At 68.7% G+C, this 12,582-nt stretch carries 12 protein-coding genes; 7 read left to right on the top strand and 5 right to left on the bottom strand.

What is annotated here, in order from left to right; genetic code table 11:
* Positions 1-66: 66 nt before the first annotated feature.
* Together AC07Q9_RS12935 and denD are read right to left on the bottom strand one after the other, a co-directional pair.
* Entirely contained in the window at positions 67-1,041 is a 975-nt protein-coding gene (locus tag AC07Q9_RS12935) for a TRAP transporter substrate-binding protein (RefSeq protein ID WP_492678253.1), read from the bottom strand.
* 57 nt (positions 1,042-1,098) lie between these two features.
* Positions 1,099-2,115 carry a D-erythronate dehydrogenase gene (gene denD / locus AC07Q9_RS12930; RefSeq protein ID WP_495309821.1) on the bottom strand — a complete coding sequence of 339 codons (1,017 nt, stop codon included), beginning with the start codon at positions 2,113-2,115 and terminating at the stop codon, positions 1,099-1,101.
* A gap of 65 nt (positions 2,116-2,180) precedes the next feature.
* Between denD and AC07Q9_RS12925 the strand changes: the two genes are divergently transcribed.
* Positions 2,181-3,242, top strand: coding sequence for a hypothetical protein (locus AC07Q9_RS12925; protein ID WP_495309819.1), 1,062 nt, complete (start codon positions 2,181-2,183; stop codon positions 3,240-3,242).
* A gap of 55 nt (positions 3,243-3,297) precedes the next feature.
* Here the strand turns inward: AC07Q9_RS12925 and AC07Q9_RS12920 are convergent, their stop codons facing one another.
* The gene (locus AC07Q9_RS12920; RefSeq protein WP_489057207.1) at positions 3,298-5,001 is read right to left on the bottom strand and encodes an electron transfer flavoprotein-ubiquinone oxidoreductase; all 1,704 of its coding nucleotides are present in this window, start codon (positions 4,999-5,001) and stop codon (positions 3,298-3,300) included.
* Positions 5,002-5,141: 140 nt separating this feature from the next.
* On the opposite strand from AC07Q9_RS12920, the gene AC07Q9_RS12915 reads away from it, so the two are divergent.
* From AC07Q9_RS12915 to AC07Q9_RS12905, 3 genes are all read left to right on the top strand, one after another.
* Entirely contained in the window at positions 5,142-5,924 is a 783-nt protein-coding gene (locus tag AC07Q9_RS12915; RefSeq protein ID WP_489057206.1) for an SDR family oxidoreductase, read from the top strand.
* Between the two features lie 77 nt (positions 5,925-6,001).
* Complete coding sequence (locus tag AC07Q9_RS12910; protein ID WP_495309817.1) at positions 6,002-6,838, top strand: DMT family transporter; 837 nt, start codon at positions 6,002-6,004, stop codon at positions 6,836-6,838.
* Complete coding sequence (locus AC07Q9_RS12905) at positions 6,835-7,257, top strand: acyl-CoA thioesterase (RefSeq protein WP_495309815.1); 423 nt, start codon at positions 6,835-6,837, stop codon at positions 7,255-7,257. Before AC07Q9_RS12910 ends, AC07Q9_RS12905 begins: the two co-directional genes overlap by 4 nt.
* A 29-nt stretch (positions 7,258-7,286) precedes the next feature.
* Here the strand turns inward: AC07Q9_RS12905 and AC07Q9_RS12900 are convergent, their stop codons facing one another.
* Both AC07Q9_RS12900 and AC07Q9_RS12895 read right to left on the bottom strand, forming a co-directional pair.
* Positions 7,287-8,645 carry a sensor histidine kinase gene (locus AC07Q9_RS12900; protein ID WP_495309813.1) on the bottom strand — a complete coding sequence of 453 codons (1,359 nt, stop codon included), beginning with the start codon at positions 8,643-8,645 and terminating at the stop codon, positions 7,287-7,289.
* Positions 8,645-9,319, bottom strand: a complete 675-nt coding sequence (locus AC07Q9_RS12895; protein WP_062474437.1) for a response regulator — start codon at positions 9,317-9,319, stop codon at positions 8,645-8,647. Before AC07Q9_RS12895 ends, AC07Q9_RS12900 begins: the two co-directional genes overlap by 1 nt.
* A gap of 145 nt (positions 9,320-9,464) precedes the next feature.
* On the opposite strand from AC07Q9_RS12895, the gene AC07Q9_RS12890 reads away from it, so the two are divergent.
* The 3 genes from AC07Q9_RS12890 to AC07Q9_RS12880 all read left to right on the top strand — a co-directional run bounded on the left by AC07Q9_RS12890 (position 9,465) and on the right by AC07Q9_RS12880 (position 12,579).
* A complete protein-coding gene (locus tag AC07Q9_RS12890) occupies positions 9,465-10,172 on the top strand; it encodes a phosphatase PAP2 family protein (RefSeq protein WP_495309811.1) in 708 nt (235 codons plus the stop codon).
* Positions 10,159-10,746 carry a phosphatase PAP2 family protein gene (locus tag AC07Q9_RS12885; protein WP_495309808.1) on the top strand — a complete coding sequence of 196 codons (588 nt, stop codon included), beginning with the start codon at positions 10,159-10,161 and terminating at the stop codon, positions 10,744-10,746. Before AC07Q9_RS12890 ends, AC07Q9_RS12885 begins: the two co-directional genes overlap by 14 nt.
* Positions 10,747-10,815: 69 nt before the next feature.
* Positions 10,816-12,579: a phosphoethanolamine transferase gene (locus AC07Q9_RS12880; protein ID WP_495309805.1), complete on the top strand. Its 1,764-nt coding sequence runs from the start codon at positions 10,816-10,818 to the stop codon at positions 12,577-12,579.
* Positions 12,580-12,582: the final 3 nt, after the last annotated feature.

Raw genomic sequence — 12,582 nt, 5'->3', positions numbered from 1 at the left:
TGGTGTCGGAAATGCGAAGCGCCCGGCCCACTGAGGCGGGCCGGGCGCGGTCGGGGCGGAGCGGTCTTACTTGACGTCCGTGATCTTCTTGATGTTGTCGGCGCCGAATTCCTTGGCGTAGCCCACGTAGGCCGGCTTCAGGGCGTCGCGGAAGGCCGCGCCGTCGACGGTGCGCGTGACCTTCATGCCGTCTTTTTCAAGCTGGGCGATGCCGTTGTTCTCGTCGTCGTTGACCTTCTTGCGCTGCGCGATCGAGGCCTTCTTCGCCGCTTCGGTGAACACCTTCTTGTCGGCGTCGGAGAGCTTGTTCCACACCTTGGGCGACAGCAGCAGCAGCGCCGGCGAGTAGACGTGGCCGGTGAGCGACAGGTGCTTTTGCACCTGCGAGAACTTCGAGGACAGGATCACGGGAATCGGGTTTTCCTGGCCGTCGACCGTGCCTTGCTGCAGCGCGCCGAACAGTTCCGGGAAGGCCATCGGCGTGGGCAGGATGCCGAAGGTGCGGTAGCCGTCCATGTGCACCTTGTTTTCCATGGTGCGCATCTTCAGGCCGGCCGCGTCGGTGGGCTTGACGATGTCGCGCTTGCTGTTCGTCATGTGACGGAAGCCGTTTTCCGTCCAGGCCAGCGCGATGATGCCCTTGCTCGGGAACTTGGTCAGGATGTCCTGGCCGATGGGGCCGTCCATGACCTTGCGGGCGTGGTCGTAGTCGCGGAACAGGAAGGGGATGTCGACGATCTTGACCTCGGGCACGAAGTTGCCCACGGGGCCGGTCGAGGTGTTCAGCAGGTCCTGCGTGCCGAGCTGGATCGCTTCGATCTGCTCGCGCTCGCCGCCCAGCGCCGAGTTGGCGAAGTGCTGGCACTTGAAGCGGTTCTGGGTGTTCTTCTCGACCTCTTCGCAGAACACGGTGGAGCCCACGCCGTAATGCGATTCCTTGGACGTCGCATAGCCGATCTTGAGAACGGTGGGTTGCTGCGCGAGGGCGGCGGTGCCCAGGGCGAGCGAAAGGCAGGCGGCGGCGATGTGGCCGAATTTCATGGTGTCTCCGGGGAGTTTCGGGGGGCGAAAGCGCGTCAGGCGCAAGTCAGGAAATGACTATGCACCAATAACCAGTTTGACCGCGTCGGGACTTTCACGGACGTAGGCGCGGATCACCGCGTCGAAGCTCTCGTCGGCCGTGAGACCGAGGGCCCGCGCGCGCGGCGTGTCGAAGCGCCCGGGCCAGGTTTTGACGATGCGGCGGATGGCGGCGTCGGGCGTGCGGTCGAGCAGGTCGGTGGCGGCGCGGCCGGCCACGCGCTCGAGCGCGGCGGCCATCTCGCCGACGGTGGTGGCCAGCGAGGGCAGGTTGAGCGCGGTGCGCGGGCCCCAGTCGGCGTCGCTCGCTTCGGCGGCGCGCACGATGCCTTCGATGGTCCGGGCCGGCGAGGCGATGGCCACGGGCGTCTCGTCGGGCACCGGGCAGGCCGCGCGCAGGCCGGCGAGCGGCTCGCGGATCATGCCGTTGAAGAAGCCCGAGGCCGCGCCGTTCGGTTGGCCGGGGCGCACGCTCACTGTCATGAGGCGCACGCTGCGCCCCTGCACGAAGCCCTTGCGCGTGTAGTCGGCCACGAGCTGCTCGCCGATGAATTTCTGGATGCCGTAGCTGGTCTGCGGCGTGGGCAGCGTGTGGTCGTCGATGAGCGCGGGCAGCGGCTGTTCGGGCGAATCGCCGAACACGGCGAGCGAGCTGGAGAACACCAGCACCGGCCGCGTGCCGAGCGCGCGCAGCTTCTCGAGCAGGCCGTGCGTGGCGGCGAAGTTGCTGCGCATGCCCAGGTCGAAGTCGGCTTCGCATTCGCCGCTGACGGCGGCCGCGAGGTGGAACACCGCGTCGGCCTCGCGCCAGAAGGCGGCGCCGTTGTCGGCCAGCTGGGCGTTGAGGTCGCCGGTGGCGGCTGCGATGCGCGGGTTGGCCGCGAGGTCGGGCGGCGGCGGCGCGCGGTCGACCAGCGTGATGCGTGCGATGTCGCGGGCGGGGGCGCCGTCGAGGGAGAGCTGGCCCAGGGCCAGGAGGGTGCGCGCCAGGCGCGCGCCGAGAAAGCCGGCGCCGCCGGTGATGACGATGTGCATGGGGTCCTGTCTCCTTGTGTCCTTGTGTCGCGAGGATAGCGTCGGTGGTATCGCACAATTTGCGGATGCCCATGCTGCCCCCCGATCTCCTCGCCACCCTGCGTTTGCCTGTGCTGCAGGACGCCGACCTCGACACCCAGGCCTCTTTCTTCAAGCGGCCGGAGGTCCGTGGGCTCTACTTCGAGGTGGTGGAGGGCTCGGCGAAGGACGAGGTGCTGCGGGCCGCCGTCGCGCAGCTCGGCGAGCTGCATCCGCACCGGGCCGCGTTGCTGGCGGTGTTCTGCGGCGCGCTGGTCGAGAACGGCGCCGACCCGCAGCTCATGTTCGACGCCGTGCGGCAGCTGGCGGGGCGCCTGCTGGCGTCGCTGGCGCCTTACTGCGCGGCGCAGCCGTACGAACCCGACGAAGACGACGAGGAACCGCAGGACAAGGCAGAACTCGCCGCCTGGCAGGCCGCCGAAGCGGCGCTCGCGGCCCTGTCGCCGCCGGCCCGTTTCGAGGTCGATGCGCTGCAGCGCGCGGTCGACCTGCTGGTGCTGCCGCTCATGACCATGGTGGTGCGCGATGTGCGCAACCACCAGTCGCTGGTGGCGGATGCAGGCCTGCTCGCGCACGTCGAGGCGATGTACGCCAACGACTCGCTGCCCTTCGAGGCCTTGCACTTCCTGCGCGCCGCGGCCCAGCTGTCGTACGAGGACGAACTGGTGGTCCTGCTGCCGGCGTCGCGTGCGGGCATGGTCGTTCGCGCCCAGGGCATCAACAACAACTTCCACGCCTTCTCGCTGCTGCAGGACCTGATGGAAACGCACGCCCAGACGCTGGGCCTCCGGCAGCCGCCGCGCACACGCCGCGACGCGGACAGCGATGCTGCCGCCTTCCTCTGGCTGCAGGCGACGGCCTTCGCACAGGGCGAGCTGGTGGACCGCATGGCGTGGTCCTGGGGGGAGGGCACGCTGCGCGAGAACGCGCGCCGGCAGGGGCGGCTGGTGCTCGTCGCGCTGGAGACGGACGACAAGCCCGCGCGCGGCTGGACCGGATTCACCCACGTGCTGCACGCCGAGCAGAACCCGCAGGTGTCGCTGGTGCACTTCCTCACGCCCGACGAGGTTGCCGCGTACCTCGCCTGAAGCGCCATGAAAAAAGCCCTCCGAAGAGGGCTTTCATGCATCGATGCTGCGGGGCTTACATGCCCACGTAGTTCGGGCCGCCGCCGCCTTCGGGCGTGACCCAGACGATGTTCTGCGTCGGGTCCTTGATGTCGCAGGTCTTGCAGTGCACGCAGTTCTGCGCGTTGATCTGCAGGCGCTCCTTGCCGGCGCTGGCTTCGTCGGGCACGAACTCGTACACGCCGGCCGGGCAGTAGCGGCTTTCGGGGCCGGCGAACTTGGCGAGGTTGACGTTGACCGGCACCGACGCGTCCTTCAGCGTCAGGTGGGCGGGCTGCTGCTCTTCATGGTTCGTGTTGCTGATGAACACGCTGGAGAGGCGGTCGAAGGTGAGCTTGCCGTCCGGTTTCGGATAGACGATGGGCTTGCACTCGGCGGCCGGCTTCAGGTACTGGTGGTCGGGCTTGTTGCGGCGCAGGGTCCATGGGATGTGGCCCTTGAGCAGCCACTGCTCGACGCCGTTCATGACCGTGGCGATGCCCAGGCCCTTCTTGAACCAGGCCTTGAAGTTGCGCGCCTTGTTCAGCTCGGTGTAGAGCCAGCTCTTCTCGAACGCCGCCGGGTAGGCCGTGAGTTCGTCGTGCTGGCGGCCGGCCATGACCGCGTCGAAGGCGGCTTCGGCGCACAGCATGCCGGTCTTGATGGCGGCGTGGCTGCCCTTGATGCGGCTCACGTTCAGATAGCCGGCCTCGCAGCCGACCAGCGCGCCGCCCGGGAACACCGTCTTGGGCAGCGACATCAGGCCGCCGGCCGTGATGGCGCGCGCGCCGTAGCCGATGCGCTTGGCGGGCTTGATGCCCTTGGCTTCGTCGCCCTCGAGGTACCAGCGGATGTTGGGGTGCAGCTTCCAGCGCTGCATTTCCTCGAACGGGCTCAGGTAGGGGTTGCTGTAGTCTAGGCCCGTGATGAAGCCCATCGTGACCTTGTTGTCCTCCATGTGATAGAGGAACGCGCCGCCGTAGGTGTTGTTGTCCATCGGCCAGCCGGCCGTGTGCAGCACGAAGCCGGGCTGGTGGCGCTTGGGATCGATTTCCCAGACTTCCTTGACGCCCAGGCCGTAGGTCTGCGGGTCGCGGCCTTCGTCAAGCTTGAACTTGGCGATCAGCTGGCGGCCCAGGTGGCCGCGCGCGCCTTCGGCGAACACCGTGTACTTGCCCAGCAGTTCCATGCCGAGCTGGAAGTTCTCGGTCGGTTCGCCGTCCTTGCCCACGCCCATGTTGCCGGTGGCCACGCCGCGCACCGAGCCGTTCTCGTTGTAGAGCACTTCGGCGGCCGGGAAGCCGGGGAAGATTTCCACGCCCAGGTTCTCGGCCTGCTGCGCCAGCCACTTGGTGAAGGCGCCCAGGCTGATGATGTAGTTGCCGTGGTTCTGGAAGCAAGCCGGCAGGAAGGCGTTGGGCGTGCGCAGGCCCGACTTTTCGCTCAGGAACACCATGGCGTCGTCGGTCACGGGCTGGTTCAGCGGCGCGCCGAGTTCCTGCCAGTCGGGCAGCAGTTCGTTGAGCGCGCGCGGGTCCATGATGGCGCCCGACAGGATGTGCGCGCCGGGCTCCGAACCCTTCTCGAGCACCACGACGGAGATTTCCTTCTCCTGCTGGGCGGCGAGCTGCTTGAGGCGGATCGCGGTCGAGAGGCCGGCGGGGCCGCCGCCGACCACGACCACGTCGTATTCCATGGCTTCGCGAGGGCCGAACTGGGCGAGGATTTCGTCGTGCGTCATGTGGGTTGGGTCGATAATGATTTTTAGAGGCGCGGGGGCGTCCCGGTTCGCCGGGCATTTTATGCGGCGTCCGGCGGTGGCCTTGTCGCCCGCAGGCGAGGCACCCTGCGTCACCTGCGCGACTCCACAGGATTCAGCTCATGGCTTACAGCATCGATCTCTCCGGCCGCGTGGCTTTCGTCACCGGCGCCTCCAGCGGACTGGGCGCCCAGTTCGCGAAAACGCTGGCCCGTGCCGGCGCCGCCGTGGTGCTGGCCAGCCGCCGCGTCGAGAAGCTCAAGGAGTTGCGCGCACGCATCGAAGGCGAGGGCCACGACGCCCACGTGGTCGAGCTCGACGTGACCGACATCGGCAGCATCAAGGCCGCCGTGGCGCGCGCCGAGACCGAAGTGGGGCCCATCGACATCCTGGTCAACAACTCGGGCGTGAGCGCCACGCAGCGCCTGCAGGACGTCACGCCCGACGATTACGACTACATCTTCGACACCAACGTGAAGGGCTCCTTCTTCGTCGCGCAAGAGGTGGGCAAGCGCATGCTGGCGCGCGCCCAGGGCACGGCGCCGGGCACCTACATCGGCGGGCGCATCATCAACATCGCCTCGGCGGCGGCGCTGAAGGTCATGCCGCAGATCGGCACCTACTGCATGAGCAAGATCGCCGTGGTGCAGATGACCAAGGCCATGGCGCTGGAGTGGGGCCGCTTCGGCATCAACGTGAACGCGCTGTGCCCGGGCTACATCACGACCGAGCTCAATGAGGAACACTGGAGCACCGAGGGCGGCGCCAAGCTGGTCAACATGCTGCCGCGCAAGCGCGTGGGCAAGCCCGAAGACCTCGACGGCCTGATCGTGCTGCTGGCCAGTGGCGAGAGCCATTTCGTGAACGGCGCGGTCATCGCCGCCGACGACGGGTTCGCGATCTGACTCCGCGGGCCTGGATCGGCATCGCAGCCGGGCTGGGCGCAGGTGCGCTCTGGGGCCTGGTGTTCGTGGCGCCGCGCATGGTCGGTCACTTCGGCATGGTCGACATCACGGCGGCGCGCTTCGCGGTGTTCGGTGCGGTGTCTGCGCTGGCGGTGTTCGCGCGGCCCGCGGCCGTGCGCTGGCCCACGGGCCGGCAGGCGCTCGCGGCGCTCGGCCTGAGCGTGCTGGGCTTCAGCGGCTACTACCTGCTGCTGGCCTTCGGCATCGCGGCGGCGGGCACCGAGGTGCCCAGCCTCATCATCGGCACGATTCCCGTCTGGATGATGCTGCTGGGCCGGCCCGCGGGCCTGCACATGCGGGCCTTGCTGCCCGGCCTGCTGCTCACGGGCACGGGCATCGCGCTGATGATCTGGGGCGCGTGGTCGGCGCAGCACGGTGCGGGCGGTGGGGGCGGCGGCGCGCGCTTCGGCTGGGGCATTGCGCTGGCGCTGTGTTCGATGGTGAGCTGGACGGTCTACGGCCTGCTCAACGCCGCCTGGCTGCAACGGCACCGCGAGGTGCGTGCGGCCGACTGGGCCAACTGGCTGGGCATTGCGACCGGTCTGGGCGCCTTGCTGCTGTGGGCGGTGGCGGGCAGCGATGTGGCCACGCTGCAGTCGCAGCCCGACGGCATGCTGTTCATCTGGATCGCGCTGGCGAGCGGCTTCGGCTCGTCGTGGCTCGCGACCATTCTCTGGAACGTCGCAAGCCAGCGCCTCTCGGCCAGCCTGTGCGGCCAACTGATCGTGAGCGAGACGCTGTTCGCCTTGCTTTATTCCTTCCTCTGGGACGGCCGCTGGCCGCAGGCCACCGAATGGGTGGCAGCGGCGCTGTTCGTCCTGGGCATCCTCGCATCCATCAAGGCCCACCGATGAGAATCGAAATCCCCGAAAAGAAGAAGCTCGTGTACGAAATGTCGATCCCCATCCGCTGGGGCGACATGGACGCCATGGGCCACCTGAACAACGGCACCTACTTTCGCTACCTCGAGACGGCGCGCATCGACTGGATCCGCTCGCTCGGCATCGAGCCCACGCCGGGCGGCGAGGGCATGGTGATCGTCAACGCCTTCTGCAACTTCTACCGGCAGATCGAGTACCCGGGCAACGTGCGGATCAAGATGTACGTGAGCGACCCGGGGCGCACCACCTTCGAAAGCTGGGCCACGATGGTCCGCGAGGACGCGCCTGACGTGCTCTGCGCGGCCGGCGGCGCCACCACCATCTGGGTCGATTTTCCGAAGCAGAAGGCGCTGGCGCTGCCTGACTGGCTGCGCGAGGTCGTCAGCGACTGAAGACGCGCTGACGCGTCGACGCAAAAGGCTCAGGCCGGCCGCAACACGATGCGCGCCTCGAAGCCGCGCGCCATGCCGGGCGGCGGCGAGGCGAGCTCCAGCGTCGCGTTGTGCTTCTCGACGATGGTGCCCACGATCGACATGCCCAGGCCGTAGCCGGCGCGGTCCGAGTTGTGGCGCACATGGCGCTGGTGCAGCGACTGCAGCTGTTCGGGGCTGACACCGGGGCCGGCATCGCGCACCGCGAGCACGCAGGGCGCCGCCACTTCGATCGTCACGCGGCCTCCACCGCCGTAGCGCAGCGCGTTCTCCACGAGGTTGCGCAGCGCGATGGCCAGCGCGTCGACGTCACCGAAGGCCACGGGCGCGGCGCTGTCGGGCACCTTGAGTTTCAGGCGCTCGTTGATGTGCGGGTCTTGCCAGAACTCCTGGGCCACCGTGCCCGCCAGCTGCACCAGGTCGACCCGCGCCCGCGTGAGCGAGGCGCCCGATTCGGCGCGCGACAGCTGCAGCAGCTTTTCGGCGCGGTGGCTCAGCATCTGCAGCGCCTGCAGCGCGCCTTCGACGTCGGCGCGCTTCAGGTCGTGGTCGAGCGCGGTCTGCAGGCGCAGGCGCGCGGCGGCCAGCGGCGTGCGCAGCTCGTGCGCGGCGTTGGCGGCCAGCGCGCGCTCCACGTCGAGCGACTGCGACAGCCGCTGCAGCAGACGGTTGACATGGTCGCCCACCGCGCGCAGTTCCTTCGGCAGGCCGGGCAGGGTGATCGGGCGCAGGTCGGCGCCGTTGCGCTTCTCGATCTCGCCGGCCAGTTGCTGCAGCACGTGCAGCTCGGTGCGCGCCACCCGGCGCAGCACCAGCGCCAGCAGCGGCAGCACCGCGCCGAGCGGGATGATCAGGCCGAACAGCGTGCGGTTCAGCGCGCGGCGGCGTTCGTCCAGCGGGTCGGCCACCTGGAAGTACAGGCCCAGCGTCGGGTGACGCACGGTGTAGATGCGCCAGGTCTGGTTGTTGGCGAAGCCGGCGGCCAGCGGCACGTCGAAAGCGTCGTCGGGCGCCTCGGCCGAGCGCAGCAGCACATGCTCGTGCACGTCGACCACCTGGTACATCACGGCGTCTTCGGAGAACAGCTGCTTGGGCGCGATCAGCGGTGCGTCCTGCGCGCCGTTCTCGTGATGCTGCTTCAGTTTGTCGAGCTCCTGCACCGCCATGTCGAACATGCGGTGCGACACCTCCACCAGCTCGTTGTCGAAGTTGTGGTTGATCTCGCGGTCCACGTACCAGACCACGGCGAACACGCACAGCAGCCACACGCCGCCGACCCACAGGATCAGCGTGCGGGTGAGGCGCCCGGCCAGCGAGTCGCGGCGGTCGCGCAGCAAAGAGCCGCTCATCATTCCTCGTCGTCCGCCGAGAACGACAGCCGGTAGCCCAGGCCGCGCAGCGTCTGGATGTGGCTGCGCCCGAGCTTGCGCCGCAGGCGGCTGATGAACACCTCGAGCGTGTTGCTGTCAGCCTCGTCGCCGAACCCGTAGAGCGCGTCGGCCAGGTTGTCGCGCGTGTGGATGCGCTCGGGCCGCGTGGCCATCACGCGCAGCAGCGCCCATTCCTTCTGCGTGAGCACGACGGGCACGCCGTCCTTGCGCACGCGGTCGTGCGCCAGGTCGATCTCCAGCGTGCCCAGCTGCAGCACCGGCGAGGTGTTGGCGCTGCGCCGGCGTTCCACGGCGCGCAGCCGCGCCAGCAGCTCGGCCGGGTCGTAGGGCTTGATGAGGTAGTCGTCGGCGCCGGCATCGAGCCCGCGGATGCGGTCGGTGACCTGGTCGCGGGCCGTGAGCACGATGACGATGGGCGGCTCGCGCAGCGCGCGCACCTGTGGCAGCAGCGAGAGGCCGTCGCCGTCGCCCAGATGCAGGTCGAGCAACACCGCCGCGTACTGAACGGAAAGGAGGGCGCCGCGCGCCTCGGCCAGGCTGGGGGCCACGTCGACGACGAACGCCTTGGCGACCAGGTAACTGCAGACCGCGTCTGCCAACGAACTGTCATCTTCGACCAGCAAGATTCGCACGCGGTGGCCCTTACAAAAACTCGAAGTCTATAGCGCCGCCCCCTGGCCGGGAAACCGAGTCAGGAATCGTTCAGGTCCCTTCAGACTGGGTTCATCCCGCGTGCGTAGGCTCGCGCCAGTCTGTTCCGAGGCCTGTTTCTTCTTCATGACCCGTACCCCGAATCTCCGTCTCGGAGCCCTGACCTTGCTTGCCCTGGCCCTGCTGATGATCTGGGACGCCCTTGGCGGCGACCTGCCGCTGGCCCGCCTGGCCGGCACACCGATGGGCTTTCCCTGGCGCGAGAACCCTTTCCTGGTGCACGTGATGCACGAGGGCGCGAGAAACCTCAGCTGGCTGCTGGTGTTCGGCCTGTTCGCCGCCATCCGCTGGCCCGTGGGCGTGCTGCGGCGCCTGGACACGGGCGCCCGCGTGCAGTTGGCGCTGACCGTGCTGGCCTCGGTGCTGGCCGTGAGCCTGATCAAGCATGCGAGTGACACCAGCTGCCCCTGGGACCTGAAGGAGTTCGGCGGCGCGGCGCGCTACGTGTCGCACTGGGCCTGGGGCCAGGACGACGGCGGGCCGGGCGGCTGCTTTCCGGCCGGCCATGCCTCGGCCGCCTTTGCCTACCTCGGCGGGTATTTCGTACTGCGGCGCGTGGCGCCGCGCGGGGCCGTCGTGTGGCTGTGCGTGGCGCTGGTCGCCGGCCTCGTGCTCGGCGTGGCGCAGCAGATGCGCGGCGCGCACTACATGAGCCACACGCTGTGGACCGCCTGGGTCTGCTGGAGCGTCGGCCTTCTCATCGATCTGGTGGCGGCGCGCCGCCGGACTGTCCCTCCCATCGAGCGCACCGCGCCGCTGCATGCAAGCCCTTGATTTCGCGCTGTTCGGCTGGATCAACGCCGCCGCCTCGGCGCCGGCGTGGAGCATCCGGTTCGCGGTGTTCGCCTCGAATGTGCTGCCGACGCTGCTGGCGCTGTCGATCGCGCTGGCGGCCGCCTTTGACCGCCGCTGGCGCCACGCCTTCTTCACCGCGCTGGTCAGCGTGCTCGTGGTGTGGCTGGTGGTGAACGTGTTCCGCTCGGCGCTGCCGTTCCCGCGGCCCGCGTTCTACGGGCTGGGCATCCAGTGGGTGCCGCAGGGCGTGCGGCCGGGCTTTCCGAGCCTGCATGCGGCCGGCACATTTGCTGCGGCCTTTTCGCTGCTGTGGTGCTTGCCGTGGCGCGCGCCGGCGTGCGCCGCGCTCGCGATGGCGGCGCTGGTGGCATGGAGCCGGCTGTACCTGGGCCTGCACTTTCCGTCCGACATTGCCGGGGCCGCGGTCCTCGGTGCGCTGGTGTCGATGGCCGTGGCGAACGTCGGCGCGATCCGGCCGTTCGCGCGGTCGTTGCATGCGTCGCGCTGGGCTCGCCAGGCCCGTTGGCGCGCGCGAGCCCGGCGCGGCATCTAGGTTTGATTTTTCCCTGAGGCGGGGACGTCGGTTCAGGCTCCCTTCAGATGCGCTTTTTACATTTGGCGCATGTCTCTTTCGCGTATAGAGTCCGCGCCTGTGCCGGGCCATCTCCTGTCTGAAAACTCCTCGTCTGCGTCTCCCGACGCGCGCAGCACTTCCGACTCCTTGTGGGCACGCTTCGATCGCTGGATCGCGCGGCCCCGCTCGACCCGGCAGGTGATCGTCTGGCTCAGCGTGTACCTCGGCCTCACGGCCAACTGGCCGCTGCTGAACGACCTGGCCCGCCTGGGCGGCGCGCCCAGCACCTACATGCCGACCGTCGCCGGGTTGGGGATGCTCACCTTCTGCGGCACCGTCGCGATGCTGTCGCTCACCGCCTGGTCGCGCTGGATGAAGCCGCTGTGGCTGGCCGTGGTCGTCATTGCCGCGGTGGCGCAGCACTACATGCTCCAGTACCGCGTGGTGATGGACCCGAGCATGATCGCGAACGCGTTCCAGACCGACCCCAACGAAGCGCGCGACCTGCTGAGCTGGCGCATGGCCTTCAACGTGCTCGTGGTGGTGCTGCCCGCGGCCTGGGCGATCTGGCGCGTGCGCATCGTGCGGATGGGGCTGCTGTCGCATTTCTGGCGCAACGCGCTGCTGCTGGCGCTGGCCGCCATCGTGGCCGTGGGCACGGCCGTGGCCATGAACCGCCAGCTCGCGCCGCTCATGCGCAACAACGTGCACCTGCGCTACATGATGAACCCGATCGCCAGCCTGTACTCGGCCAGCGCCGTGGTGCTGCGCCCGATGTTCAAGCGCAGCAGCAAGCTGATTCCCATCACCGCCGGCACCGCGCTCGGCGCGAGCTACGCGGGTCAGGCGCGGCCGCCGCTGTTCATCGTGGTGGTGGGCGAGACCGCGCGCGCCGACCACTTCGGCCTGAACGGCTACGCCCGCGACACCACGCCCGACCTGGCCAAGCGCAAGGTGCTGAGCTACCGCGAGGTGCGCTCGTGCGGCACCAACACGCTGGCATCGGTGCCGTGCATGTTCTCGCCGCTGGGCAAGGACGGTTACGAGTCGCGCAAGGACGAATACGAAAACCTCATGGACGTGCTGCAGGCCTCGGGCCTGGCCGTGTTCTGGCTCGACAACCAGGCTGGCTGCAAGGGCGTGTGCGCGCGCATCCCGAACGCCTCGGCCTTCGACGGTCTCGACGCCGCCACCAAGAAAGCGCTGTGCGACGGCGACGAATGCCTCGACAACGTGATGCTCAAGGGCCTGGATGAACGCATCGCCGCGCTGCCCGCCGAGCGCCGCGCCAAGGGCGTCGTGCTCGTGATGCACCAGATGGGCAGCCACGGCCCGGCCTACTACAAGCGTTCGTCGCCCGAGCTGAAGCGCTTCACGCCCGAGTGCAAGACCAACGCGCTGGCCGAGTGCGCGCATGCCGAGCTGATGAACGTCTACGACAACTCGATCGCCCAGACCGACCACTTCCTCGGTCAGACCATCGACTGGCTCCAGACCCAGTCCAAGCAGTACGACCCGGCACTGCTCTACATCAGCGACCACGGCGAGTCGCTGGGCGAGTACGGGCTGTTCCTGCACGGTGTGCCCTACAGCTTCGCGCCCGATGCGCAGAAGCACGTGCCCATGGTCACCTGGTTCGGCGACGGCATGAGCGAGCGCCGCAAGCTCTCGCGTTCGTGCATGGAAGCGGGCCTGGACGCGCCGCTCACGCACGACAACCTCTATCACACGGTGCTGGGCCTCATGGACGTGACCACGCCCACCTACAAGCCCGCGCTCGACGCGCTGGCTTCCTGCCGCGGCAAGAGCTGAGCT

The organism is Variovorax sp. GW821-FHT09A10, assembly GCF_059418385.1.
This window is presented reverse-complemented; position numbering and strand designations above follow the sequence as displayed.